This window comes from Acinetobacter guillouiae CIP 63.46 (genome assembly GCF_000368145.1).
GTDB lineage: Bacteria > Pseudomonadota > Gammaproteobacteria > Pseudomonadales > Moraxellaceae > Acinetobacter > Acinetobacter guillouiae.
In genome coordinates this window covers 199,758-224,436 of the sequence record NZ_KB849281.1, presented here as the reverse complement: position 1 = coordinate 224,436, position 24,679 = coordinate 199,758, and the positions used below count along the sequence as shown (strand labels likewise).

The window sequence follows — 24,679 nt, the reverse complement described above, 5'->3', positions numbered from 1 at the left end:
CTTTGAATTGAGCGTACTTTGCAATTTTTTATTGCGGCATAGACAAGCTATTTTAGAGATTAAAAGTTTAATTGCTCACGCATTTGTGCAATGGCTTGTTGCCAAAGTGGGTTAAGTGGTCCAACGAGATGCTGGCAATAGAGATAAACGCCATAGGTTGCTGCAATCCCTAAAATCACAATGATAATATTGGCAGCTTTACCCATTTTGGCACGTTGTGTTGCATACCAAGCCAAAGCCATAATCGCACCCATTAACATCCCACCGATATGGGCAGCATTGTTAATTCCAGAGGCTAAAAAGCCAAAAGCTAAGTTGATCGCAAGTACGGTTAAAAGTGATCTTTTATCTAAAATGAATCTTTGATTCGGGGTAGGTGGGAACAACGACAGGAGTGTCAGTGCACCACCAAGTCCCATTACAGCACCCGATGCACCTGCAGATACATGAGGAAAGAGTTTTTGATCAAAATTTTGCAGCAGTTCGTAGCTATTTCGAATATCCAAATAACCACTTAATAAACTTCCCATGAGTCCAGCAAGGATATAAAGTCCAAGGAAATAAAACTTTCCTAAAGTTTTTTCAGCAACATCACCAAAAATATACAGTGCCCACATATTCATCATTAGATGCAGGATACCAAAGTGAAAAAACATACTGCTGAATAAGCGATATGGTTCCTCTAAGAAGGTTAAAGGTGCATAATCAGCACCCCAACGCAACGCGTCTAATGTTGTCGGGTCAGTAATATTGACACCTGATAAGACTTGGATGGCAAATAAACCGACATTGATGACAATCAGCAATAAGGTTATTTTACCAATAGAATTGGGTTGGCTATAAGTTGAAAGATCTTGATATTTAGACATGCTATTGCTTAGCTTTTTATAGATAGATTCAGCTTAACATGAAACGTCAGAATTTTCGGAGTAAGCAGCTGACATGAAAGCTTTTATTGTTCGTGCTTTGTTAATTGTGGTCAGTATTTTGATCATGATTCAGCTATGGATTTTCTCAAGTTTAATTTATTGGCGTACTCATGATGTAGAAACCACCATGTTTATGCGTTGGACATATCTGTCTGATTTTGAGCCGATTCAACATCAATGGCGCGACTATGACAAGATCAGTGATAACTTTAAACATGCAATTGTCGCAGCCGAAGATGCCAAATTTCTCGATCATCATGGTTTCGACTGGGATGGTATTGAAAATGCACTACAACGTAATCTAAAAAAAGACAAAGTAGTCGCTGGTGGTTCAACGATTTCTCAACAATTGGCTAAAAATTTATTCTTCTATAATCGTCGCTCATTTATCCGCAAAGGTCAGGAAGCGATTGCCACCACCATGATGGAGCGGATGTGGACTAAACAGCGCATTTTAGAAGTCTATATGAACTCTGTTGAATTTGGTGATCATATCTATGGTGTTGAAGCTGCATCACAACATTACTTTTCTAAGAGTGCGGCAAGTTTAAGTCGTGAGCAGGCCGCATTTTTAGCGGTGATTTTAACCAATCCGAAGTATTATCAAAAAAATCGTGATGATTCTAAGCTTCAATACCGTAAGCGTTTGGTTTTGAAGTATATGCGTTATACCCGTATTCCAGATTGACACTAAATAATTGAATTTAAAAAAGCACAAATTGATGTGCTTTTTTTATGAAGCGATGCTTTTTTTATGAAATTGTCACAAATTTGAAGCATACTAGAATTAAGACATTTTTTTTGATGCAGGTTTATTGCATGAATACCGCAGTGACGACAACAACGCCTACAGAATATTCTTATAATGAACGATATATAAATCGTGAGCTTTCAATTTTAGATTTCCATTTACGTGTTTTAGAGCAAGCCGTTGATCCTTTACACCCCTTGCTTGAACGTATGAATTTCTTGTTGATCTTTTCTCGTAATATGGATGAATTTTTTGAAATCCGTGTTGCAGGAATGATGGAGCAATTAACTTTAGGGAATGAAAGTCGTTCACCAGATGGTTTGACGCCAAAACAAGTTTTAGACCAAATCTCTAAAACTGCACATGAAGCGATTGAGCGTCAGTACCGTATCCTCAATGAGGAAATTTTTCCTAAGTTACGTGAAGAAGACATTTGCTTTTTACGTCGTGGCGAGTTAACGCCTGCACAATCTGTGTGGATTAAAAAATATTTCCAAGAACAAGTTGCACCAGTGCTTACTCCCATTAGCCTTGATCCTGCACATCCATTCCCGCGATTGGTCAATAAAAGCTTAAACTTTATTGTGACTCTAGAAGGGAAAGACGCATTTGGTCGACAAATTGATTTAGCAGTTGTACCAGCGCCACGTTCGCTTCCGCGTGTAGTGCGTTTACCTGATGAGCTTACAGGCGGCAAAGAACATTTTGTGATGTTGTCTGCGATTATTCATGAGCATGTATCGGATTTGTTCCCAGGGATGACAGCTACAGGTTGTTATCAGTTCCGTGTTACACGTAATGCAGATTTGGCGTTGAATGAAGATGTAGAAGACTTAGCCAAAGCATTGAAAGGCGAATTGAGTTCACGTCGTTTTGGTCGTGCAGTACGTTTAGAAGTGACAGAAAACTGTCCAAAACATATTTATGAATATTTGCTTGAAGAATTTGATCTAGAACAAGAACAACTTTATAAAGTGGATGGGCCGGTAAATCTGGCACGTCTTGTGTCAAATTTTAAACGTCCACATATGCGTTATGACTCGCATGTGCCGGCGATTCCAAAAGTATTGAAAAAGTCTGAAAATATTTTTTCAGCAATGCAAAAACAAGACATTCTTTTACATCATCCATTTGAATCATTTGCACCAGTTATTAACTTGTTGCGTGAAGCTGCACGTGATCCCCAAGTGTTAGCGATCAAACAAACCTTATATCGTAGTGGTGCTGACTCTGAAATTGTTCAGGTACTTGCAGAAGCGGCACGTAATGGTAAAGAAGTCACCGCTGTGATTGAGTTACGGGCGCGTTTTGATGAAGAATCGAATATCGCCGTTGCCAATGTATTACAAGAGGCGGGTGCTGTTGTAGTTTATGGCATCGTGGGCTATAAAACGCATGCCAAAATGATCTTGGTGGTACGCCGTGAAAATAATAAGCTAGTACGTTATGTGCATTTGGGTACGGGTAACTACCATGCAACAAATGCTCGTATCTATACTGATTATGGTTTGCTCACTACAGATAAAGAGCTCTGCGAAGATGTACATCGTATTTTCCAAGAATTGACTGGTATGGGGAAAATGGCAAAGTTGAAAAAACTGTTACATGCGCCGTTTACTCTACATGCTCAGTTAATTGCTTTTATTGATGATGAAATTGCCAATGCCAAAGCGGGCAAGCCTGCACAAATTATTGTTAAAGTTAACGCGTTAACTGAAGTTCAATTGATCAATAAATTATATGAAGCTTCGCAAGCAGGGGTACAAATTGATCTGATTATTCGCTCAATTTGCTGTTTACGTCCTGGGTTACCAAATCTGTCTGAAAATATTCGAGTTCGTTCAATTGTCGGGCGTTTCTTAGAACATACCCGTGTTTATTATTTCGGAAATAATGGCAATCCACGTATTTACTGTTCAAGTGCAGACTGGATGGATCGTAATTTATTTAATCGTGTAGAAGTGTGTTTCCCGATCGAAGATCCAGCATTAAAAAAACGCATTTATCAGCAAGGTTTAGTCAATTACTTAAAAGACAATATCCGCGCTTGGCTGTTGCAAGGCGATGGGACTTGGACTCGTGTGACACCTAAAGAAGGCGAGGCAATTTACAATGCTCAACAAAATTTGCTTGAGCACTTTGTAAATGGTTAAACCAAGATAATTTGATTGTCTTAAGCCCGATTAAAATTAATCGGGCTTTTTTGTATCAGTCAATCGGATTTTAATGAAATTGAATGACTTGGTTATTTTAGATTTAAGCTTTTTTAAATCAGCAATCAACGCTTTTAATAAAGCATTGAAGTTCTTAAATACTAGGATGACTTAAGCTGTTGTGATTTTAAACTTGATAAAATTGCAGGTAATGCAATTAAATAAATCATCGCGACAACCAACCATATAGCGCCAGTCCATCGTGTTTGGAAATGAAAGTAAAGTGTAGAAAACAACAATGGGGCAATAATCGAGGCCAGACTGATGGTTGATGCGATAACACCTTGAAACTGTCCTTGCTGCGCAGCTGGGATTTTTTGTGAAACAACAGCTTGTAGTGCAGGAGTGCCGATGCTTCCTAGGGCAAAGATCGGCATGATTGCAAAAATGATCCAAGCATGTTGGGTAAAAGCCATGATGATTAATGCCATACATATACATGCCATACCGCTCAGCACAGTATTTCTTTCACCAAAATATCGGACGGCATGTTGCGGTATAAATGACTGAACCAGTACTTGGCATAAACCAAAAGTGCCTAAAGAAAGACCAACCCAAAATGTATTCCATTTAAAGGTATCGTGTCCCCAAAGTGCCCAGCAGACACCATAAGCTTCACCGCAGGCGCTAAACAGAAAAAATATCAGCAAAATCGGCAATATACCTTTTTGAGCAAGGATAAAACCAAAACTTTTCAAGGGATTTATTTTTAAACTCGAACGTTGCGAAATAGAAGCTTGAGGGGGGACTAGGAGTGGATTGTAGCTTCGGGATTCAGGGAGTAGCCAGAATGCGATAAGCAAGTTAACGCTTGTTAAAATTGCCGCAACGAAAAAAGGTAGCCGTAACCAATATCCGCCCAATAATCCACCGAGTATAGGACCGAGAATAAATCCAATACCAAACATGGCGTTCATTAAACCGAAGTATTTTGCTCGATTTTCTTCTGACGTGGTATCAACGATATAGGCTGAAGCCACGGGCATATTGGCACTACTTATTCCAGCAATGATCCGTCCAATGAACAGCAAGATAAGAGAGGATGAGCAAGCAAGAAACAAATAGTTGATTGCAGAACCCGCAAGTGAAATCAGCAGAACAGGTCTTCGACCGATACGGTCACTCAAAGCACCTAAGATCGGGGAGAAAATAAATTGCATAAGCGCATACAGGCTTAGGAAAACCCCCATTAACAAGGCAACATTATGCTGATGGCTCAGGTCTTTCAGTAGTGAGGGAAGCAGAGGGAATACGATGCCAATGCCAATTGCATCTAAGACAATCGTTGAAAAAATAATATATAAAGGTCGGTTCATACGCGTCCTATCGAAAATTCAGGCACAGAAAACTGTGGAAACCTGTTAACGATGCTTGAAAGATTCAAGCCCTGTGGAACGCTGACCAATGTGAAGAATTGGATATGTGTCGACGAGATGGATGCATGCTTTTAAAAAAACAAGCTGAGGATAGGTCGATTTTTCGCGATTTTTATCGTAACAATACATACAAAAATAAGCGATTATTTTTGTACTGGTCAAATATTATCATTCTTGATCCAGTAAAAGCAAGATCGTTTTAATTTTGCTTATGCTGAGGTGATCTATAGACTTTTTAGATATTCAATAAAAAAGGAGTCAATCATGACTCCTTTTTAGTATTGGAAAATTAACGTAAATTTGGCGTGATTTTTTGAAGAATTTGTACCAACACATCAAATTCACTTTGTAGTGGTGTACTTTTACGTGTAACTAAAGCCAAAGTGCGTGATGGTGCATTCTCAATAGGTTTAACCACAATCTGATCATTGTTTTTCAGCATATGTGCATGAATTGCAATCTCAGGAAGCAGTGTATAGCCTAAGTTTGAACTGACCATTTCCACTAAAGTTGGCAATGAGCTCGCTTTTAAACGGTGATCATTTTTACGCTCACCGATTGGGCAAACACTTAAGGTATGATCACGTAGGCAATGACCTTCTTCAAGGAGCATGAGATGAGAAAGATCTAAATCATCTAAGCTTCTTGCATTCATCGCATTTTGATCTGCTTTATTGCAGACTAAGAATAAATCTTCTTTCGCAATTTCAGCAACTTTCAAACCACGTGTGTCGAATGGTAAAGCCAGCATGATCACATCTAGATTGCCATGCTCAAGTTTTTCAACAATTTTTTCACTTTGTGCTTCATGCAGATGCAACTGAATTTTTGGAAGTTGTTTATGCACTTCTTCCAAAAGCTGCGACAAAATGAAAGGGGCGATGGTTGGAATAATCCCTAAATGCAAATCACCAGTTAACGGTTCACTCATTTCTCGACTTAACCGCATCAAGTCCTGAGCATCGGCGAGTAGAACACGGGCTCGGGCAACAACTTGCTCACCTAGAGGAGTTAAACGTACGTTTTGGCGATCACGTTCTACGAGTACGCCACCCAATAAACGTTCTAACTCCATGATTCCACCAGATAAAGTAGATTGAGTTACAAACGAACGGCGCGCTGCTTCAGTGAAGTGCAGCGTCTCAGACAATGTCACTAAATATGACAACTGTCTTAGGGATGGTAATGCAGCCATAGTGTCCTAATGCTTATGATTTAAAATGATGTGCAAATAACCCGCTAAGTTGAGGAACAAAATGCGGTGGGATATCATGCCCCATTCCCTCAATTAATTCAAATTTAGCGCCTGAAATTGCTTTAGCAACTGCCTTACCATGACTTGGAGGTAGTAACCGATCTTTAGAGCCATGTAACACTAAAGTTGGCTTGTTGATCTGCTTATCCAATTTAAGTAAGGAACCTGTACATAATATTGCTAAAAACTGTTGAAGTACACCCGCTGGATGATAACTACGACGATATAATTTACGTGCAGTTTGAATTGCTTCAACTTGGTTGATATAACCAGGTGAACCAATCATATGAAAAACCTTCAAGGAATGATTCACAATTCCTTCTTCATCACGTGATTCAGGTTTACCAATGAGACTAAAGAGTTGTTTTGGAAATGGTGGAGGTAGCAAAGGTTGATTATTACTGGTAAAGAGTAAGCCGACTTTATCAATTTTCTCAGGATATTTTGCAGCTAAAATTTGAGAAATCATACCACCCATTGAAGCACCCAAAATATGTGGTTTTTCAATGCCTAAACGATCAATCAATAATGCAACATCATCCGCCATATCAAATAAGTTATAAGGCGCGCCGTCATTTGGTAAGCCTAAAGCAAAGCGACCCATCAGCTTATAAGAGTTTAAACGTGGACCTTGGTGGCGAATTTTTGAAGATAAGCCAATATCACGATTATCAAAGCGAATCACATGAAAGCCTTGATCAATCAGTGATTTACAAAAAAAATCAGGCCAAAATAACATTTGCGCACCCAAACCCATAATCAACAGAATGGTCGGGTGTTGTGGATTCCCTCCAGTTTCAACATGAAGTTGAATACCATTACCTAAATCGACTTTGGTTTCATTCATGAACGAGGCATAAGGTGAAACTTGAAATTGAAGTGCGCTATTCATTGTTATTTTCCTAAGCAAGGATATTCTTTGATTAAAAAATATCCTTGCTATTAAAACCTTAAACGGATGCAGGAATCAAGTCTGGAACCAGTTTTGTTAATGTTAAACGCTGTTTTCCAGCAGTTGCACCTAACAATACAAAACCACGTAAGGTACCTTCAGCATCTGTTGCTTTAGATAACATCCCATCTTCAAACTCTTCATTCTCCCATATAACATCTACATCAATTGGAGCAGGAAGTACAGTCAAAGGTGCAGCTGGGGTTTTCACCGCGACTGGCATTGCAGGGTAGTGTACAGTGGTGGTTTGTCCACTCAAGGTTTTGGCTAATGCACGCGCTTGTTGCATGATTGGCATGACAAATGGCAAGAGTGTTCCATTCACTTCGGCACAGTCACCGATGGCAAAAATATTTGCTTGACTGGTTTCGAGCAAGGTATTGGTAATGACACCACGACTGGTGTTGATTTCCGTAGCTTTAGCCAAGGCAATATTAGGTTGTAAGCCAATTGCAGAAAGCACAACATCCGCGAGCAAGGACTGACCACTGGCCAATGAAACGATATAACCACGCTCAGATTTAGAAACTTTTTCTACAGTGGTACCCAAGGCAAATTTAATTCCTGATTGTTCAAGATTGTCTTTAAATGCTTGAGCAACATGATTAGGCAATAAACGCCCTAAAGGTTGTGGTGCTAAGTCGATCACCGTAACCTGATGCCCAGTATTTTGTAAGTCATTGGCAAATTCACAACCAATTAAGCCCGCGCCTAAAATCACCACACGTTTGTTGCCACATTCACCCGTGCTGCAATTGTCTAAAGTTTCACGGAATGCACGATAGTCAATTAGTGAGTTAACCACATGAATATCATCACTCCCATCACCAGCAATCGCTAATCGAATCGGATTTGCGCCCACGGCAAGAATAAGTTTTGAGTAGCCTTGAGTTGAAGATTGTCCATCTTTTTCAAGGGTTAATTCATGTTTTTCTACATCAATATTTTTAACCCATGTCTCTTTTTCAATCCGCATGTTCAGTTGGGTGCTCATCTTTTCAGCATCGCCTAAACCAATTTGTTCAGGTGCTTTTTTCCCAACCAATGCATTAGATAGGGTAGGTTTTGCATAATTCACCGCATCATCTGCGCAAATCATCACCAATTCCTGTTCGGTGTTTAACTTACGAAATTCTCTTGCAAGGGTATAACCCGCCATGCCAGAACCTATGATGATGATCGGTTGCATATCTTTCTCCATACCTGTTTCAAATTTAGAGGTGAATTGAATAATTTTGTATTGTTGAAAATAAATGTAAAAAAGACCATGTAAACATGGTCTTTACGCAATATCTTAGATTTCTACCATTTCAAAGTCTGCTTTAGAAACACCGCAGTCTGGGCATGTCCAGTCATCAGGAATGTCTTCCCACTTGGTACCTGCTGCGATGCCATCTTGTGGCCAACCTTCTGCTTCGTCATAAATCCAACCACAAACGATGCATTGATATTTCTTCATCTGATTCTCCGATATCTGACAGATGCATTGTTTTTTCTGTCAGTAAAATTCCTTCTGCTGCTTGACTCAAATAATATGCAAATAAAATGTGTACATATTCCTCTAAATTCTTACGCAGTTCTATATCTAAAGTAAAGTAAATATCGGAGTTTATCTAACTAATCTCAAAGCTGAATGGCAGCTCAGGACAAAAGCGATGTTTATTATGCCAACTTTGTCAGACAATTTTAATTACAATCCTGTCATAACAAGGGTTGAGCGCTGATATAAAAGTTTAAAAATATTTGAATTTAGACAAAGGTCTAGATGAATATTTTAGCCAAAAATATTAAGCTAAAATTAGCTCATTCTATAGCCATCATTTTGTGTGAAAATGGACTTAATAAATTCAACAGCTTAGCGGACCATAATATTGAATAGGTAGCGAGCTGCTGTCAATTTTGGCTAATAAACGTTAAAATTCACGTATTATTTATCTTTTTTTAAATCTCCCCCATGATGAACATGTCTACTGCTTTGTGGTCAAGTATTCGTACTGTCCAAAACTTCCCAAAACCAGGTATTTGTTTTTATGATTTAACCCCATTGTTTATGAACAATCTTGTGGAGTTAACCGATGCATTGATTGCGAGTATTCCTGTAGAGCAATTGGATGCAGTGGATAGTTTTGTTGCAGTTGAGGCACGAGGTTTTGTTTTAGCCAGCTTATTGGCACAACGTACCGGCAAAGGCTTATTGTTGGTTCGTAAAGCAGGTAAGTTGCCACCTCCAGTGGTTGGTGTGGGCTATAGCTTAGAATATGGTTTAGATCGCTTGGAAATGTCAGCGGATATCGCAGCACAAAAAGTGATTATTGTAGATGATGTCTTGGCTACAGGCGGTACTTTAAAAGCAGTCCATCAATTGATGCATAAATGCCAACATACGGTATTGGGTGCAAGTATTTTTCTTGACCTACCTGATTTACATCAAGATCTTGGTTTAAAGGTTTGGTCAGTGCTCGATGAGCATTCCAAGCCAGTTGGAAAAGCGGTTGCTTAAAGACAAAATAACAATTTAAGTTTTCGGGCTGCATTCTTGTGATTGAATACTTAAATCATTTGTTTGTCTGTCTCGATGTGAAAAAAGCCTTGTAAATACAAGGCTTTTTTAGTTGGAGAGCAACGAACTGTACTTTGATGATTTTATTTCAAGCAATAAAGGTTTGTTCCATATATTCAATTAAATGATTTAAATTTTCAGGTTGGACTAAACGATGGTGTCCACCTTCAACAGCTTCAATCTGCATATATGACTCTAGTTGTTCAAGCACTTTATACATATCTAAAACCTCATCACCCAGTTCCAGATAAGCAATTTGTGGAATGTCATGGTCTAAATCATGTTCATCAATCGCTGCATAGTCTTCACGGAAATCTGGATTTAAGCTTGGATTGGCAAGGATTGCAGGAATTCGATGTTGCTGTGACATTTTTAATGCCCAATACCCACCTAAACTATGACCTACCAGTAAATCAGGTTTAATCTTTTCGATAATATCGTGATAAAAACACTCAACCGTTTTGTAGTTAAGATTACGATAATCCACGTTAATACAATATTTTTTTTCAGCATTTATGGCATGGAATTTTGTCGATTCTTTAGATGAATCTAGTCCATGTAAAAATAAGATTTTAGAATGAATACTCTTCATTGTTATCGTTTTCATATGGTCTTTCTTTATTGAGCAAAGGTAGAAATTGAACAAAGCTAGAAAAAGTTATCAATGGATTTAAAATTTTCCATTTAACTATTTTTATATTCAAATATTCTACTTAGCTGCACTTTTTTAAAAACTTAGATTTTGGTCTAAGAGTGTTGTGTAACAGATCAACATGCTTGTTATTTATTGTTTAACATATTGAATGTTTAGGTTTAAATTTTTTAGGTGATGGATTTTTATTAACAAAAATTAATCATTCTGGGTTTTTATTGTACTAAGCTATAGATTGGATCAATAAAATAAGAGAAAGAAATGATGACTTTAAGCTATGACATTGTCATTCAAGCGAATGCACAAACAGTATGGAATATCCTGTGGGATACCCATACTTATTCCAAATGGACCCAACCGTTTTCGGAAACTTCGCAGATGCAGTCTGACTGGAAAATTGGCGGGGAAACCTTATTTCAGGATGCCAGTGGCAATGGTATGGTCGCCACCATTGTAGAGTTGGAGCAGTTTAAAAAAGTGGTATTTAAACATTTGGGTGTTTTGAAAAATGGTATTTTAGATTCAACAAGTGCAGATGTTCAAAGTTGGAGTGGCTCTTTAGAAAAATATTTCTTAAATGAACAGGGTGAAACAACCACATTATCTGCTGAAATAGAAACCTCTGAGGAATATAAGGACATGATGGATCGTGCTTTCCAGCAAGGGTTTGCTATAGTCAAATCATTGGCTGAACAAGACCATTGAGAAACTTAGCACTTTCATTATTGTTTAATGGCATTGAATAATCAGTGGTTGTTCAATAGAAAATGATTTTGCCACACCATTTTCATTACGCGGTTGGAAGCGAATTTTTTCTAGTAAAGGTTGCAGTATCGATTTCATTTGTTCGTGAATTAAAGGGGTGTAACGGATATTTAGGATTTGCCCTTGTGCATCTACCAAAAATTTTGCTGAGAGCGAGATATTACCTTGTTGATCAAATTTAATTTTATTCTGAGAGGGTGTCTTACTTTGGTCACAAAAGGGTTCTAAAGCGCTTTGTACTTGTGAAAAGTTGGGTTTTATGGCGTATTGGACGCGGGCTGGAAATTTAATAAACAGAATGTATTTTCCATAATAATATTTTATTTTTGCGATGTTTTGTTCATCAAAATTGAGTGTTTTATTTTTAAAATCATTACTGACTTGCGGTAATTGATCTAGAGTGAGTTTTTTTGCCAGTTCTAAAGCCCTTAAATTGAGTGCTTTTTGAGTGGGGTGTGGATTCATTAATTTGACTAGGCTTTGTAAACTGGTTCGATTTGGAACGATTTCTAATTGCCAAATATAATCTTGATTATTGAGATTGGTGCTTTCAATTTTTATAGGAAGATCTTTTTGAGTATTGCTCATAACAACGATTTGCTCGGCATCAACCACAGTTGAAAACCACAAAACATTGAAAAGAATGATACTTTGGGCGAATCCTTGCCAGTATTTATTCATGATTTTTAATTTTTACATGGTTCGTAGAGTTATATTCATACGCATTATGTTGTAAATCTGCTATGCTATGCAACTTCCGTTTTTTAATATAATCGAGGCAGAGATGACGCAACATAACGCTCAATCGACTTCTGAACAACACATTTCCGAAAACGATTTAATTGCACAGCGTCATGCCAAGTTAAAGCAAATTCAAGATCACGCCAAGGAAACCGGTGTTAGCCCATGGCCAAACACATTTAAGCGTGAGCATTATGCGCAAGATCTACAAGAACAATTTGCAGATCAATCTAAAGAACAAATTGAAGCAGGCGAGCAAGTTCACGTATCTGTAGCGGGTCGTGTGATGTTGAACCGTGGTTCATTTATCGTGATTCAAGACATGACGGGCCGTATTCAATTGTATGTGCCACGTAAAGAGCTTGCACCTGAAGTTCTAGAAACGGTGAAAAGTCTAGATCTTGGCGATATTATTGCTGTTCAAGGTTATATCGGTCGTTCTGGCAAAGGTGATTTATATGTTCATATTGAACATTTTGAATTATTGACGAAATCACTTCGTCCACTTCCAGACAAGTTCCATGGTTTGAACGACACAGAAGTAAAATACCGTAAACGTTATTTAGACTTAATTGTGAATGAAGAAACACGTAAAACTTTTGAAATTCGTGCAAAAGTTGTGTCAGGTATTCGCAACTATCTCATCAATGAACGTTTTATGGAAGTTGAAACTCCGATGATGCATGTGATTCCAGGTGGTGCGTCAGCGCGTCCATTTGAAACACACCATAATGCATTAGATATGCCATTATTCTTGCGTATTGCACCTGAGCTTTACTTAAAACGTTTGGTTGTTGGTGGTTTTGAGCGTGTATTTGAAATTAACCGTAACTTCCGTAACGAAGGTGTTTCAACGCGTCATAACCCAGAATTCACCATGATTGAATTCTATCAAGCTTATGCTGATTACAAAGATCTCATGGCTTTGACAGAGGGGATGCTTGAAAAATTAGCAATCGACATCTTGGGTTCAACAGATGTTCCTTATGGTGAAGAAGTGTATAGCTTCAAAGGTCCATTTAAGAAAATCTCGATGTTTGATGCGATTCTTGAGCATAATCCAAATTTCACTGCTGAAAATGTTTCGGATCGTGAATTCTTGGCAACATTTATTCGTGAAGAGTTAAAAGAGCAAGTTAAACCAGGTTTTGGTTTAGGTCGACTACAAACCATCGTATTTGAAGAAACTGTTGAAACTCAATTACGTCAGCCGACATTTATCACAGAATATCCTGCGGAAACTTCGCCGTTAGCACGCCGAAATGATGATAATCCACATATCACAGACCGCTTCGAATTCTTTATCGGTGGTCGTGAGTTGGCAAATGGTTTCTCGGAATTAAATGATCCAATTGACCAAGCTGAACGCTTCCAAGCGCAAGTTGCTGAAAAAGATGCGGGCGATGATGAAGCAATGCATTTCGATGCTGACTTTATTGAAGCATTAGAATACGGTTTACCTCCTACAGCAGGTGAAGGTATTGGTATCGATCGTTTAGTGATGTTATTTGCCAATGCAGCAAGTATTCGCGATGTGATCTTATTCCCACATATGCGTCATAAAAATTAATTTATGATGTTATAAAAGATGTTGTAAAAAAAGCCACTGAATTCAGTGGCTTTTTTTACTTAGATAATCAGCGCATTTTAGAAATGAAATACGCCTAAACCATTTTTGATTTCGTCTAAAGTATCTTGAGTGATGATACGGCATTTTTCCGTACCAGTTTTTAAGATATCCATGATGTAATCTGGATCTTTTGCTAGTTCCATACGACGTTCACGGATTGGTGTAATCAACTCTTTTAATACACCTTCAAGACGTTTTTTCACAGTACCATCGCCTAAACCACCACGACGATAATGTGCTTTAAGTTCTTCAACTTCTTCTTTATTTGGATCAAAAGCATCTAAATAAGTAAAGACAATATTTCCTTCAACCTGACCTGGATCTTCAATACGCAGATGGTTTGGATCGGTATACATTGCATTGACTGCTTTTTTGATGTCTTTATCTGTTGCATCTAACACGATGGTATTGCCCAATGATTTCGACATTTTGGCTTTACCATCAAAGCCAGGTAAACGGCTCATATTGGATAAAAGCGCTTTACACTCAGGTAAAACTTCTTGTCCAATTTGACGGTTTAAACGACGAACAATTTCATTGGTCTGTTCGATCATTGGAATTTGGTCTTCACCAACTGGCACGACAGTGGCTTTAAATGCAGTAATATCGGCAGCTTGTGCAACAGGGTAGCAAAGAAAACCTGCTGGAATATCACGCTCAAAACCACGTAATTGAATTTCAGCTTTGATGGTTGGGTTACGTTCTAAACGAGAAACCGTCACAAAGTTTAAATACAACATGGTGAGTTCATTCAACGCGGGTAAGCAAGATTGAACACAGATTGTGGTTTTTGTTGGGTCAATGCCGACTGCTAAATAGTCTGTTGCTACTTCAAGAATATTACGACGAACTTTTTCAAAGTTATCCGCATTATCTGTTAAAGCCTGAGCATCTGCGAGAAGGAGGTGTTGATGATGAGAATCTTGTAAGCCTACTCGTGAGCGCAAAGAACCTACAAAATGTCCCAAATGTAGTTGTCCAGTAGGACGGTCGCCTGTCAAAATCACAGGACGATTATCTTGATTCGTCATTATCGCTTCCAAAGTCTTTGTATAGACAGTCGTGTTTTATGAATGGGCACTATTGTACGAGATAATTTATTTTAATGTCAGCGAAAAATGGTGTAGAACCAATTTTTATCAATAAATGTGAAAATCTACAAAATTTTATATAGAAAAATGAATTTTCACTTTAAAATGACAGGATAACTAAAATTTTGGATAAAAAATGGCAAGTAGTCTATTAATATTATTAGATGATATCGCAGCAGTGCTCGATGATGTTGCAGTCATGAGTAAAATGGCGGCTAAAAAAACTGCGGGTGTTTTAGGTGATGATTTAGCACTGAACGCACAACAAGTGAGTGGTGTAAGAGCAGAGCGTGAGCTTCCTGTGGTATGGGGTGTCGCGAAGGGCTCATTTATCAATAAATTAATTTTAGTGCCTTTGGCTTTGCTGATCAGTGTGGTTGCACCATGGTTGATTAACCCATTGCTGATGATTGGTGGTCTGTTTCTTTGCTATGAAGGTGTTGAAAAAGTTCTACATAGTTTGCAGCATAAAAAAGCCAAAACCGGTGAAGCTGCGCAAGAGGAACTTGAACAAATCGAAACTGATTTAGCCACATTTGAAAAAGATAAAATTAAAGGCGCGATACGCACAGACTTTATTCTCTCTGCTGAAATTGTGGTGATTTCTTTAGGGACTGTTGCGGCTGCAACATTTGGTACCAAAGTGATGGTGCTATCTGTCATCGCAATTTTAATGACCGTCGGTGTCTATGGCTTTGTCGCCATGATTGTAAAGATTGATGATTTAGGTTTGTACTTAACCCAACAAACATCAAATGTTAAACAAAGCATTGGCCGTGGTTTACTGGTATTTGCACCAAAGTTAATGAAAACATTAACGATTGTTGGAACCATTGCAATGTTCCTTGTCGGTGGGGGGATCATCACCCATGCTGTTTCAACTTTGCATCATTGGTCAGAAGAAGCCGTTGATCATATTCAACATATTCCAACCGTTGGTAGTGTTATTGGTGCATTAACACCAACGTTAATCAATTTACTGATTGGTATCGTCGCAGGCTTAGCCGTGGTATTGGTTGTTGGACTTATTCAAAAAGTTCGTAGTAAATCAACAATAGCCTAAATGCAAAGCACATCCTAAACGATAGCCAATTTAAAATAAAAAGGACCGATCTATGCGTTGGAAAGGACGTAGAGAAAGTGATAATGTCGAAGATCGCCGTGGCGGTGGGGGCGTAAAAGCAGGTGGGATTAGTATCCTGGGCTTAATCGTCGCTTTTGTTGCATGGAAGTTCTTTGGTGTTGACCCACAGCAAGCCTATCAAGCGACCAAACAGGTGACCTCGGCGGGGGCAAGTCAAAATTCTGCAGCCACAAATTTAACCCCTGAACAGCAAGAAACGGCATCTTTTGTTAAAACTGTTTTGGCAGATACCGAAGATACTTGGAAACCGATTTTCCAACAACAAGGTGTACAGTACGTTTCACCTAAGCTGGTGATGTTCAGTGGTGCGATACGATCAGGCTGTGGTACTGCTGAATCTGCAATGGGGCCATTTTATTGCCCAGCAGATCAAAAAGTGTATATCGATACCCAATTCTTTAAAGATATGCGCCAACAGATGGGCATCTCTGGGGAAAAAAATCAATCTGAGCTTTCAGCTAAAGATGAAGCGGGTGATTTTGCACAAGCTTATGTGATTGCGCATGAAGTTGGGCATCATGTACAGAATTTATTGGGAATATCGTCTCAGGTTCAGCAAGCTCGTCAACGTGCCAGTGAAACTCAGGGCAATCAACTTTCAGTACGTTTAGAATTACAAGCGGACTGTTTAGCTGGGGTTTGGGCCAATCGTACACAACAACGCACGCAGTTTTTAGAACAGGGTGATATTGAAGAGGCGATGGATGCTGCTGAAAAAATTGGTGATGACTACTTGCAGAAAAAAGCACGTGGTTATGCGGTACCAGACAGCTTTACGCATGGCACCAGTCAGCAACGTATGCAATGGTTTAACATCGGTATGAACTCTGGTGATATCAATACATGTGATACCTTTAAATAGACAGCTATAGATTGTTGGGTTAAAGAAGAGAACATCATGTTCTCTTTTTTTCTCAATCAATTTTTTTTTAAGCGCTTTTTATGTTAAAAAATATAACCAGTAATCATCATATTTCAGTTTTTTTTGTACAATTATCTAGATTGTTAAATGGTCTCTTATTTTATATTTTATAAAAAAATGATTGAGTGTTTGATGTGCATTTAAATTAAAAATCTAAAACAGGTTTCGGATGGGTAACTATTTCTTTCTTCAGGTCTTTACAGTCATTTTTGCGCTTTCTATCGCGACTACAATTTTTAATAAGCGAATATTAGGTTTCCCTCAAGCCATTGGTGTTCCCATTGTTTCTGCAATTTTTGTCTTTATTTTGCAATGGGGTGCCAGCTTACTCAATGGCAATCAATTTATCTCGATTAATATTCATAATATTGAAGAAGCTGTACGGCATGTCGATTTTTATGATTTTTTAGTCAATGGTGTTATTTGCTTCATTTTGACCTCTTCAGCACTTAAATTTAAGGTTTCAGATTTAAAAGTTTATTGGAAGCCGATCAGTATCTTGGCAACAATTGCCTTACTGCTCTGTGCTGTATTTTTTGCAGGATTGGTGTTTGGTTTCCAATTCTTGATTGGCAATCCCGTTCCAATTTTAGTTTTGTTGTTACTGGGTTCTGCCTTAGGTGCGACAGATCCGATTGGGATCAAAGGTGTCCTCAGTTCAGTACGTGCGCCGCATCATCTGATTGTTAAGTTGGAAGGTGAGTCCTTATTTAATGACGCAATGTGTATCGCAGTTTTCATGACTTTATTAAATGTCCTTGAAGGAGAGCATTTTAGTTTAGCTGCAACACTACAAACTTTCTTATATGAAATTGTGGTTGCGGTGATTATTGGTTGGGCTTTTGGTCTGGGAATCTTGCGTTTATTACGTGGTAAACATGAGATGGAGTCTTTGATTCTTACCACTGCATTATTGGCATGTGGTTCTTATCTGGTTGCATTATTTGCCCATGCATCCGCTCCGATTGCCTGTGTGATCGGTGGTTTAATTGTCGGTAATAAATGGAAAGAAATTTTACAGGATCGTGAAATTCGTGAGGTCAATCATTTTTGGCATACGGTAGAAGGGATTATTAACTCTTTTCTCTTTACCTTGATTGGTCTAGAAATCTTTATTTTAGATTTAAGCACAAGTCTGATTCTTGGTGGTATTTTTGCTTTCTTTGCCTTGCATCTCTCTCGTTTTGCCGCAAATTATTTAGCTTTTGCATTTTTCCCATCATTCCGCAAAAAAAGCTATAACGGTAGTCTGGCTATTCTTTCTTGGGGAGGGGTTCGTGGGGGAATTTCACTTGCATTGATCCTTGCTGTGGCAAACGTCCCTGAGTTACGTGACTACAGTAGTATTCTAATTGGTTATACCTTTATCAGCGTATTACTTTCAGGTGTCGTCTGTGGTTTGGGTTTACCTGCAGTCATGAATGCCTTTTATTACAATCCAAATGAAGAAACCCAAGGTTTCAAAGGTTGGTATCAGCGCATGTGCAATAAAATGAACCGTAAAGGCATCAAATATATTGTGGGTGAAGATAACGAAGGGCATGAAACCATCACCATTTATAACCCAGAAGCGTTGGTTGACAAGAAAGCTGCAGATGGTGTGGCCTCCGTACATCATCCTGAAAAAGCGCAAGAAATGAAGCGATTGGAAAATCCTGGTAACTTCTAAATGCAGCGCATTAAGTCAGATGAATAGTTAAGGTGTAAAATTGAGAGGCTAAAACTTCAATATTCTTAGACGTCTATCGCAATAAAAAAGCCAGTAACAATACTGGCTTTTTTATTGGAGCTGTTATTTTGCGTTTTTGCCTAAGAAATCGAGGTAAGGTTTAATCAAAAGTTGCTCTTGTTCTAAAATCGGTAAATGTCCGACTCCTTTTAGAATGATTGGCTCTTGTGCATTTTTCAATAAGCCTTTGAGTTCAGCCGCAGCTTCAACATTGATAATTTGATCTTTATCTCCCCATGCAATCAATACCGGCTGGTCAATAGAACGTGCTGCAATGGCAAAAGAATCTGGGGTAAATAATTTAGACATGACAATCAGTTGCTCAACCAATTTGGTGGTGTTTGCCGATTGGCTAATCATCAATTTCTCTTGAGCATCTTTTAATTCTTTAGGAATAAAAGGCGGTAGACTGGTTGCAATTTTCATTAAACGATCAAAATCGCCAGGTTTGCTGACAATCATATTACGTAAAGTTGTTGGATCTTTTAAATAAGGAGTATTGGCAGATTTAAATACACCTGCACTATCAATTAAAAATAAAGATTTGGTATCAACAGGGTATTGTGCTGCGTAAAGTAAGGAAATCGAGCCACCCATCGAGTGACCAGCGACATTTAAGCCATTGTCTACTTTAATGGCTTCAGCAAAACGACGTAATTTTTCAGTGAGATTGGGCAATGAATAATCAAAATCGTTAGGAACTTTACTGTCACCTTGACCAGGAAGATCAGGAATAATCACATGGTAATAAGGCGTTAAGTAACGTGCCACACGATTCCAGTTGTCACGACTTCCAGCTAGGCCATGAACGAGCATAATGGTAGGTTTGCCAGCTGGTCCGCCTTCACTATAAGCCCAATCAATATCACCGACTTTTACACGTTTGGTTTCCATGCCCGCCCATGCCCGTTCTTGTTGAAGCACACTTTGAATGTCAATCGCTGGAGCAGCATAGCTTGTGGTCGATAAGCCTACTGTTACCACAGAACCTATTGCCAATGCCGTCGATAAAATCAGTTTGTTGAAGATTCCTTTCATCTTTGAATACTCTTGTTGTTGTATTTGAGGTACGATTTAAGATTAGATTATGTACAGTCAAATTACATTTGCCTAAAATGTTTAAAGCCTATTTTCAAAGTCAATTTAACCCCGTTTGCCAAGATGCTTATGAATATTATTTTTTATTATTTGATTGATCTAAAAAATGTCAAATCATGAACTCGCTCAGATGATTTTAAATGTCATCATACAAATTCCCCAAGGTAAAGTTGCCAGTTATGGTCAAGTTGCCAAATATGCAGGCTTACCCAAACATGCACGGTTGGTTGGGCGTGTATTAGGACAGTTACCTGAAGATCATGATATCCCTTGGTATCGAGTGGTTAATTCACAAGGGCGAATCAGCTTAAAAAAGCTGGATGAGAAGGGAATGTGTATTCAGACTGCAAAGTTATTGGCTGAGGATGTTGTGGTTATTGATGGCAAAATAAATCTAAAAAAATATCAATGGACACCCTAATTCCTCACTATAAAGATAGTGAGGAATGTTTAAAACAAAAGGTGAAAGTTATTTAATTACTAAAACAGGGATTTGTAATTCAGTTAATAAGCTTTGCGCTACGCTGCCCATAATAATTTTTTTCAGTCCGGTACGACCATGTGAACTGAGAATGACCAAATCAATTTTTAAATCCTGCACAGCTTGATTTAAAGTATGTGCAATATTTTCGCCTTCGAGTAAACGTGTTTCAACTTGCACGCCTTCTGCGGCAAATTGATCTTTTGCCACATTGATATTGGATTGAATAAATTCACGAGCACGCTCAATCAGCATATTGCTTTGACCATGCGCCAAATATTCTGATGCAATATAAGGGTCTAAAGTCATCACCTGTACAACCGTGATTTTACTGTTAAATGCTTTGGCAAATTCAACCGCATGTTTCACAACAGATAATGAGGTTTCTGAACCATCAACAGGAACGAGGATATTTTGATAAGCCATGTCTATTTTCCTTATTTTACCAAAAAGCTGAGTTGAATATTTATTACAATTCTAAGTTTATAGAATCATCATAACGTGAATATGAGATGAATAAAACCGAGTAAATGTGTAGGGATAATTCATATAAATATCATAAATTTAATTAAAAGCATTGGCATCAAGTTACATCGTTTTGTTGCTTGTAAATGCAGCTGAATAAAAAGATAAATCAATCAATAAAATAAAGATCGAGATGCAATCAAGCATGATCAAAATAAAGCTTTAAATTGTTTAAACAAAAGCCATACACAATTGAGAAAATATAGAGGCTGAATGAAACAATTGGCAAATTGTAAATCCAGTTCTTCCTTTAAAATGTTTTAAATATAAATACTGAAAATAATAGGACATTACAATTTAAACCATGGATTAAAAGGAAAAGACAATGGAATATCAAACAATTATCGTCGAAGAAAAAAATGCAGTTGGATATTTGAGCTTAAATCGGCCTGAACAATTCAATAGCTTTACACCGCAAATGTGCCTTGAAATTGTAGAGGTCTTAACACAATGGAAAGATGATACCGAAATCCGCATTATTGTGATTGCTGCGATTGGAAAAGCATTTTGTGCAGGTCAGACGATAAACCCAGACTTATTTGATGGCGATGCTATAGACTTGGGTTTGGTCTTGGAAAAATACTTTAATCCCTTATTAGCGCTCATCAATACACTACCAAAAGTGATTATCTGTGCTGTAAATGGCGTTGCAGCTGGTGCGGGAGCGAGCCTGGTCTTGTTATGTGATATCGTGATTGCGGCAAAGTCTGCAAGCTTTTCACAAATTTTTAGCAAAATTGGCTTAATTCCAGACTGTGGTGCAACTTGGTTATTGCCGCGTATGATCGGCTTTGCCAAAGCCAAAGCGTTGATGCTGACTGCCGAAAAAATCAGTGCAGATGAAGCTGAACGATTGGGAATGATTTATAAAGTGGTAGAAGATGATCAGTTACAGATAGAGGTTGTTGCTTTAGCCGAGCATTTGGCAATCCAAGCCAGCCTGAGTTTTGCTTTGATTAAGCAAGCGATGCGGGTCAGCATGCAAAATGATTTTACCAGCCAAGTTAAAGTTGAGCAGGATTTGCAAAGACAGGCAGGGCAGTCAGCAGATTTTTTAGAAGGTGTTCGCGCTTTTTTAATGAAAGATAAGCCAAATTTTAAAGGACGATAAATAACGATTTAAGTTGGGAAGCTTTTCAACCTGAAACATCAAAGCTAGTAGAAAAGTCTCATAATATTGTGATGCCATTTGCGCGAAAATAGTATGCTCGAGGTTATTAGAATAGGAAATAAAAATTACACATAACATAATTTGATTATGTATTGCATAAATTAGAGCTTTCTTGTAGGATAAATTTAGAGTTAAGCGTCAGTGTAAATGCAGCTTAAGGTTAGCGCTTTACATGGACTAAATTATGGAAAGGAAGAGTTCAAATCAGGATATTTTGTTGATTGACCTAAATACCTGTGATCTTTTCTCGGCATTAAAAAACGGATGAATTTATTCAAATAAGGGAAACTAGATGGATATTTTAGATAACCCATTAGAACTATGTGGCTTTGCATTTATTGAGTTTGTTTCGACGGAAAATGGATTAGATCAAATCTTTGAAGCAATTGGTTTTGCTAAAGTCGCAAAGCATAAATCAAAAAAAGTTTATTTATGGCGTCAGGGTAATATTAATATTATCTTGAATTATCAACCTGAATCTTATGCATCATTCTTCTTTAAAGAACATGGCCCATCAGCATGTGCAATGGGGTTTAGAACGCGTGATGCAGCCAAAGCTTTTAAAAATGCAATTGAACTTGGCGCAGAGCCAATGTATTCGCAAGCAGGACCAATGGAATTAAATATCCCAGCGATTAAAGGAATAGGCGGTATGCCAATTTTCTTGGTTGATCGTGATATTTATGAAAATGATTTTGTATTCTTTGATGACGAAAATCGAAATCCACGTGGAGCTGGTTTAAATGAAATTGATCATTTAACCCATAATGTCTATAAAGGACGCATGGATTATTGGGCAAATTTCTATGAAAAAATCTTTAACTTCCAAGAAATTCGCTATTTCGATATCAAAGGTGAATATACGGGTTTAACTTCTAAGGCGCTGACTGCACCTGATGGGATGATTCGTATTCCTTTGAATGAAGACTCAGACAAAGGCAATGGACAAATCGCCGAGTTTTTGGCTGACTTTAACGGAGAAGGCATTCAACATATTGCTTTTATTACCGATGACTTAATTTCAACATGGGATAAGTTAAAAGGTTTAGGGCTGAAATTTATGACGGCACCTCCTGAAACTTATTATGAAATGTTAAAAGATCGTCTCCCTGATCATGGTGAGCCGACAGAAGAGCTGCAAAAGCGCGGTATTCTGTTAGATGGCAATACCAAAGACGGTCAGAAGAAACTGTTATTACAGATTTTCTCTGAAAATATGCTTGGACCTGTATTCTTTGAATTTATTCAACGTAAAGACGACGATGGTTTTGGTGAGGGCAATTTTAAGGCATTGTTTGAATCAATCGAACGTGACCAAATCCGCCGTGGAGTATTAGAAGCCAAATAACAAAATCGTACTCAATACAAAAAGCCAAGAATTTAATTCTTGGCTTTTTGCGATCTTTCACTAAAAAATTAACGTGTTTGTATGTATGAACCGTACCGGGTTTGTCGGAGACTTTTTTATTTAAGTTAGGCCACCTGACCTAACGGGTTAATCTTATCATAGTACATTGCTTCAAACTCAAAAGGCGATACATAACCCAGTGCACTGTGTACACGCTTTTTATTGAACCAATCTACCCAATTTAGTGTCGCAAGTTGTACATCCGCTAAACCTTGCCAACCTGCTTTTAGATATTCAATCACCTCTGTTTTGTATAAGCCATTCACCGTTTCAGCCAAAGCATTATCGTATGAATCACCGGTCGTACCGACTGATGCTCGTAAATTTGCTGCTTCTAAACGATTGGTATAACGAATGGAAAGATATTGCACACCTCTATCGGAATGATGAATCACATTCTTTGGCATGCCTCGATCATGCAATGCTTGCTCTAATGCATCGAGCACCATATCTGTATTCATTCGTGTAGATACTTTCCAGCCAACAATTGCTCGTGAGAACACATCAATAATAAAGGCGGTATAGACCCAGCCTGAATTTGTTTGAATATACGTAAAGTCACTGACCCACAGTTGGTCAGGATGATCAGCAGTAAAATTACGTTTCACTAAATCATCTGCTCGTTTTTGGTCATCTCGGCTACGGGTGGTTTGTTTGTTCTTACCTCGCCAAACACCTTGTATACCTAGCTTTTTCATTAATCGAGCAACAGTACAGCGTGCAATAATATAGCCTTCACGTTTCAGTTGTTGCCAGACTTTACGTACACCATACCGACCTGAACTTTCCTTCCAAATTCGTTTAATCTCCTCAGCATGATGCAAGTCATGTAAATCTCGCTTTGCTCGATGTTCTGGATTTTCGCAGAGATCTAGAGTCCGGTAATAGGTTGAAGGTGCGATCGGTAAAATTCTACAAATCGCCTCGACTCCGTACAGCTCTTTATTATTATGGATAAAATCCACCATTATTTGTGTGGGCGGTCGAGCTCCGCCTGGGCGAAAAAAGCGGCTGCTTTACGTAGAATCTCATTGGCGCGTTGCAGTTCTTTATTTTCGCGTTCGAGTTGTTTGATACGTTCTTGGTCTGAAAGCTGCTGTACTTTAACTGGATTTTGTTTATCTAAATATTTTTGATACCAAACACGTAGTGTTTCAGGAGTACAACCGATTTTAGGAGCAATAGCTGTGATCGCAGCCCAATTCGATGGATAATCTTTTTCAGATTCAATCAATAATTGAACCGCTCTTTCTCTGATTTCAGGGGTATATTTTAATTTTGTCATC

23 protein-coding genes and 1 other annotated feature are annotated in these 24,679 nt (G+C 38.2%); of the genes, 11 read left to right on the top strand and 12 right to left on the bottom strand.

The window, feature by feature from the left end; genetic code table 11:
* Nucleotides 1-59 precede the first annotated feature (59 nt).
* Nucleotides 60-869 (bottom strand): rhomboid family intramembrane serine protease, encoded by an 810-nt coding sequence (locus F981_RS01060; protein WP_004717401.1) that lies wholly within the window; start codon nt 867-869, stop codon nt 60-62.
* Between the two features lie 73 nt (nt 870-942).
* Here F981_RS01060 and mtgA point away from each other — a divergent pair, with 73 nt between their 5' ends.
* Nucleotides 943-1,617, top strand: a complete 675-nt coding sequence (mtgA, locus tag F981_RS01055) for a monofunctional biosynthetic peptidoglycan transglycosylase (RefSeq protein ID WP_004717400.1) — start codon at nt 943-945, stop codon at nt 1,615-1,617.
* A 131-nt stretch (nt 1,618-1,748) separates the two neighbouring features.
* Nucleotides 1,749-3,833 (top strand): polyphosphate kinase 1, encoded by a 2,085-nt coding sequence (gene ppk1 / locus F981_RS01050; RefSeq protein WP_004717399.1) that lies wholly within the window; start codon nt 1,749-1,751, stop codon nt 3,831-3,833.
* A 161-nt stretch (nt 3,834-3,994) separates the two neighbouring features.
* On the opposite strand, the gene F981_RS01045 is transcribed toward ppk1, so the two are convergent.
* The 5 genes from F981_RS01045 to rubA all read right to left on the bottom strand — a co-directional run bounded on the left by F981_RS01045 (nt 3,995) and on the right by rubA (nt 8,935).
* Nucleotides 3,995-5,209, bottom strand: coding sequence for a TCR/Tet family MFS transporter (locus tag F981_RS01045; RefSeq protein WP_004717397.1), 1,215 nt, complete (start codon nt 5,207-5,209; stop codon nt 3,995-3,997).
* Nucleotides 5,210-5,558: 349 nt separating this feature from the next.
* On the bottom strand, nt 5,559-6,464 hold the full coding sequence (gene oxyR, locus F981_RS01040; protein ID WP_004717396.1) for a LysR family transcriptional regulator OxyR: 906 nt from the start codon (nt 6,462-6,464) through the stop codon (nt 5,559-5,561).
* A 13-nt stretch (nt 6,465-6,477) separates the two neighbouring features.
* On the bottom strand, nt 6,478-7,416 hold the full coding sequence (estB, locus tag F981_RS01035; RefSeq protein ID WP_004717394.1) for an esterase EstB: 939 nt from the start codon (nt 7,414-7,416) through the stop codon (nt 6,478-6,480).
* A gap of 58 nt (nt 7,417-7,474) precedes the next feature.
* Nucleotides 7,475-8,665: an NAD(P)/FAD-dependent oxidoreductase gene (locus F981_RS01030; protein ID WP_004717392.1), complete on the bottom strand. Its 1,191-nt coding sequence runs from the start codon at nt 8,663-8,665 to the stop codon at nt 7,475-7,477.
* A gap of 105 nt (nt 8,666-8,770) precedes the next feature.
* Nucleotides 8,771-8,935, bottom strand: coding sequence for a rubredoxin RubA (rubA, locus tag F981_RS01025; protein ID WP_004678010.1), 165 nt, complete (start codon nt 8,933-8,935; stop codon nt 8,771-8,773).
* Between the two features lie 495 nt (nt 8,936-9,430).
* Here rubA and F981_RS01020 point away from each other — a divergent pair, with 495 nt between their 5' ends.
* Nucleotides 9,431-9,976, top strand: a complete 546-nt coding sequence (locus F981_RS01020) for an adenine phosphoribosyltransferase (RefSeq protein WP_004717387.1) — start codon at nt 9,431-9,433, stop codon at nt 9,974-9,976.
* 148 nt (nt 9,977-10,124) lie between these two features.
* Here the strand turns inward: F981_RS01020 and F981_RS01015 are convergent, their stop codons facing one another.
* Entirely contained in the window at nt 10,125-10,628 is a 504-nt protein-coding gene (locus tag F981_RS01015; RefSeq protein ID WP_004717385.1) for a YqiA/YcfP family alpha/beta fold hydrolase, read from the bottom strand.
* Nucleotides 10,629-10,949: 321 nt separating this feature from the next.
* On the opposite strand from F981_RS01015, the gene F981_RS01010 reads away from it, so the two are divergent.
* Nucleotides 10,950-11,393 (top strand): SRPBCC family protein, encoded by a 444-nt coding sequence (locus tag F981_RS01010; protein WP_004717383.1) that lies wholly within the window; start codon nt 10,950-10,952, stop codon nt 11,391-11,393.
* A gap of 24 nt (nt 11,394-11,417) precedes the next feature.
* On the opposite strand, the gene F981_RS01005 is transcribed toward F981_RS01010, so the two are convergent.
* Nucleotides 11,418-12,134, bottom strand: a complete 717-nt coding sequence (locus F981_RS01005; RefSeq protein WP_004717380.1) for a hypothetical protein — start codon at nt 12,132-12,134, stop codon at nt 11,418-11,420.
* A 103-nt stretch (nt 12,135-12,237) separates the two neighbouring features.
* On the opposite strand from F981_RS01005, the gene lysS reads away from it, so the two are divergent.
* Entirely contained in the window at nt 12,238-13,764 is a 1,527-nt protein-coding gene (gene lysS / locus F981_RS01000; protein ID WP_004717379.1) for a lysine--tRNA ligase, read from the top strand.
* A gap of 77 nt (nt 13,765-13,841) precedes the next feature.
* On the opposite strand, the gene trpS is transcribed toward lysS, so the two are convergent.
* Nucleotides 13,842-14,855: a tryptophan--tRNA ligase gene (trpS, locus tag F981_RS00995; protein ID WP_004717376.1), complete on the bottom strand. Its 1,014-nt coding sequence runs from the start codon at nt 14,853-14,855 to the stop codon at nt 13,842-13,844.
* A 196-nt stretch (nt 14,856-15,051) separates the two neighbouring features.
* Between trpS and F981_RS00990 the strand changes: the two genes are divergently transcribed.
* The 3 genes from F981_RS00990 (at nt 15,052) to F981_RS00980 (ending at nt 18,650) form a co-directional block, all read left to right on the top strand.
* Nucleotides 15,052-15,978, top strand: coding sequence for a DUF808 domain-containing protein (locus F981_RS00990; protein ID WP_004717374.1), 927 nt, complete (start codon nt 15,052-15,054; stop codon nt 15,976-15,978).
* Nucleotides 15,979-16,030: 52 nt separating this feature from the next.
* The gene (gene ypfJ, locus F981_RS00985; protein WP_004717372.1) at nt 16,031-16,921 is read left to right on the top strand and encodes a KPN_02809 family neutral zinc metallopeptidase; all 891 of its coding nucleotides are present in this window, start codon (nt 16,031-16,033) and stop codon (nt 16,919-16,921) included.
* Nucleotides 16,922-17,150: 229 nt separating this feature from the next.
* Nucleotides 17,151-18,650, top strand: a complete 1,500-nt coding sequence (locus tag F981_RS00980; protein WP_004717371.1) for a cation:proton antiporter — start codon at nt 17,151-17,153, stop codon at nt 18,648-18,650.
* A gap of 123 nt (nt 18,651-18,773) precedes the next feature.
* Here the strand turns inward: F981_RS00980 and F981_RS00975 are convergent, their stop codons facing one another.
* A complete protein-coding gene (locus F981_RS00975) occupies nt 18,774-19,748 on the bottom strand; it encodes an alpha/beta fold hydrolase (protein ID WP_004717368.1) in 975 nt (324 codons plus the stop codon).
* A 166-nt stretch (nt 19,749-19,914) separates the two neighbouring features.
* Here F981_RS00975 and F981_RS00970 point away from each other — a divergent pair, with 166 nt between their 5' ends.
* Entirely contained in the window at nt 19,915-20,229 is a 315-nt protein-coding gene (locus F981_RS00970) for an MGMT family protein (RefSeq protein ID WP_004717366.1), read from the top strand.
* Between the two features lie 48 nt (nt 20,230-20,277).
* Here F981_RS00970 and F981_RS00965 read toward each other — a convergent pair whose 3' ends face one another.
* Nucleotides 20,278-20,715 (bottom strand): universal stress protein, encoded by a 438-nt coding sequence (locus F981_RS00965; protein WP_004717364.1) that lies wholly within the window; start codon nt 20,713-20,715, stop codon nt 20,278-20,280.
* 424 nt (nt 20,716-21,139) lie between these two features.
* Between F981_RS00965 and F981_RS00960 the strand changes: the two genes are divergently transcribed.
* Together F981_RS00960 and hppD are read left to right on the top strand one after the other, a co-directional pair.
* Nucleotides 21,140-21,925 carry an enoyl-CoA hydratase-related protein gene (locus F981_RS00960; protein ID WP_004717362.1) on the top strand — a complete coding sequence of 262 codons (786 nt, stop codon included), beginning with the start codon at nt 21,140-21,142 and terminating at the stop codon, nt 21,923-21,925.
* A gap of 352 nt (nt 21,926-22,277) precedes the next feature.
* Complete coding sequence (gene hppD / locus F981_RS00955) at nt 22,278-23,333, top strand: 4-hydroxyphenylpyruvate dioxygenase (protein ID WP_004717360.1); 1,056 nt, start codon at nt 22,278-22,280, stop codon at nt 23,331-23,333.
* 125 nt (nt 23,334-23,458) lie between these two features.
* Here the strand turns inward: hppD and F981_RS00950 are convergent.
* Nucleotides 23,459-24,678, bottom strand: a protein-coding gene (locus F981_RS00950) for an IS3 family transposase (protein WP_085944122.1) whose coding sequence is annotated in 2 segments (ribosomal slippage) — nt 23,459-24,402 and nt 24,402-24,678 — 1,221 coding nt in all. Because the reading frame shifts where the segments join, the coding sequence is not laid out codon by codon here.
* Nucleotides 24,287-24,403 (bottom strand) — a sequence feature (AL1L pseudoknot). Its footprint overlaps the gene before it by 117 nt.
* Nucleotide 24,679: the final 1 nt, after the last annotated feature.

Bases quoted from the DNA above. Each gene is read 5' to 3' on its own strand.
- F981_RS01060 (WP_004717401.1), bottom strand. From the start codon at position 869: ATGTCTAAATATCAAGATCTTTCAACTTATAGCCAACCCAATTCTATT.
- mtgA (WP_004717400.1), top strand. From the start codon at position 943: ATGAAAGCTTTTATTGTTCGTGCTTTGTTAATTGTGGTCAGTATTTTG.
- ppk1 (WP_004717399.1), top strand. From the start codon at position 1,749: ATGAATACCGCAGTGACGACAACAACGCCTACAGAATATTCTTATAAT.
- F981_RS01045 (WP_004717397.1), bottom strand. From the start codon at position 5,209: ATGAACCGACCTTTATATATTATTTTTTCAACGATTGTCTTAGATGCA.
- oxyR (WP_004717396.1), bottom strand. From the start codon at position 6,464: ATGGCTGCATTACCATCCCTAAGACAGTTGTCATATTTAGTGACATTG.
- estB (WP_004717394.1), bottom strand. From the start codon at position 7,416: ATGAATAGCGCACTTCAATTTCAAGTTTCACCTTATGCCTCGTTCATG.
- F981_RS01030 (WP_004717392.1), bottom strand. From the start codon at position 8,665: ATGCAACCGATCATCATCATAGGTTCTGGCATGGCGGGTTATACCCTT.
- rubA (WP_004678010.1), bottom strand. From the start codon at position 8,935: ATGAAGAAATATCAATGCATCGTTTGTGGTTGGATTTATGACGAAGCA.
- F981_RS01020 (WP_004717387.1), top strand. From the start codon at position 9,431: ATGATGAACATGTCTACTGCTTTGTGGTCAAGTATTCGTACTGTCCAA.
- F981_RS01015 (WP_004717385.1), bottom strand. From the start codon at position 10,628: ATGAAGAGTATTCATTCTAAAATCTTATTTTTACATGGACTAGATTCA.
- F981_RS01010 (WP_004717383.1), top strand. From the start codon at position 10,950: ATGATGACTTTAAGCTATGACATTGTCATTCAAGCGAATGCACAAACA.
- F981_RS01005 (WP_004717380.1), bottom strand. From the start codon at position 12,134: ATGAATAAATACTGGCAAGGATTCGCCCAAAGTATCATTCTTTTCAAT.
- lysS (WP_004717379.1), top strand. From the start codon at position 12,238: ATGACGCAACATAACGCTCAATCGACTTCTGAACAACACATTTCCGAA.
- trpS (WP_004717376.1), bottom strand. From the start codon at position 14,855: ATGACGAATCAAGATAATCGTCCTGTGATTTTGACAGGCGACCGTCCT.
- F981_RS00990 (WP_004717374.1), top strand. From the start codon at position 15,052: ATGGCAAGTAGTCTATTAATATTATTAGATGATATCGCAGCAGTGCTC.
- ypfJ (WP_004717372.1), top strand. From the start codon at position 16,031: ATGCGTTGGAAAGGACGTAGAGAAAGTGATAATGTCGAAGATCGCCGT.
- F981_RS00980 (WP_004717371.1), top strand. From the start codon at position 17,151: ATGGGTAACTATTTCTTTCTTCAGGTCTTTACAGTCATTTTTGCGCTT.
- F981_RS00975 (WP_004717368.1), bottom strand. From the start codon at position 19,748: ATGAAAGGAATCTTCAACAAACTGATTTTATCGACGGCATTGGCAATA.
- F981_RS00970 (WP_004717366.1), top strand. From the start codon at position 19,915: ATGTCAAATCATGAACTCGCTCAGATGATTTTAAATGTCATCATACAA.
- F981_RS00965 (WP_004717364.1), bottom strand. From the start codon at position 20,715: ATGGCTTATCAAAATATCCTCGTTCCTGTTGATGGTTCAGAAACCTCA.
- F981_RS00960 (WP_004717362.1), top strand. From the start codon at position 21,140: ATGGAATATCAAACAATTATCGTCGAAGAAAAAAATGCAGTTGGATAT.
- hppD (WP_004717360.1), top strand. From the start codon at position 22,278: ATGGATATTTTAGATAACCCATTAGAACTATGTGGCTTTGCATTTATT.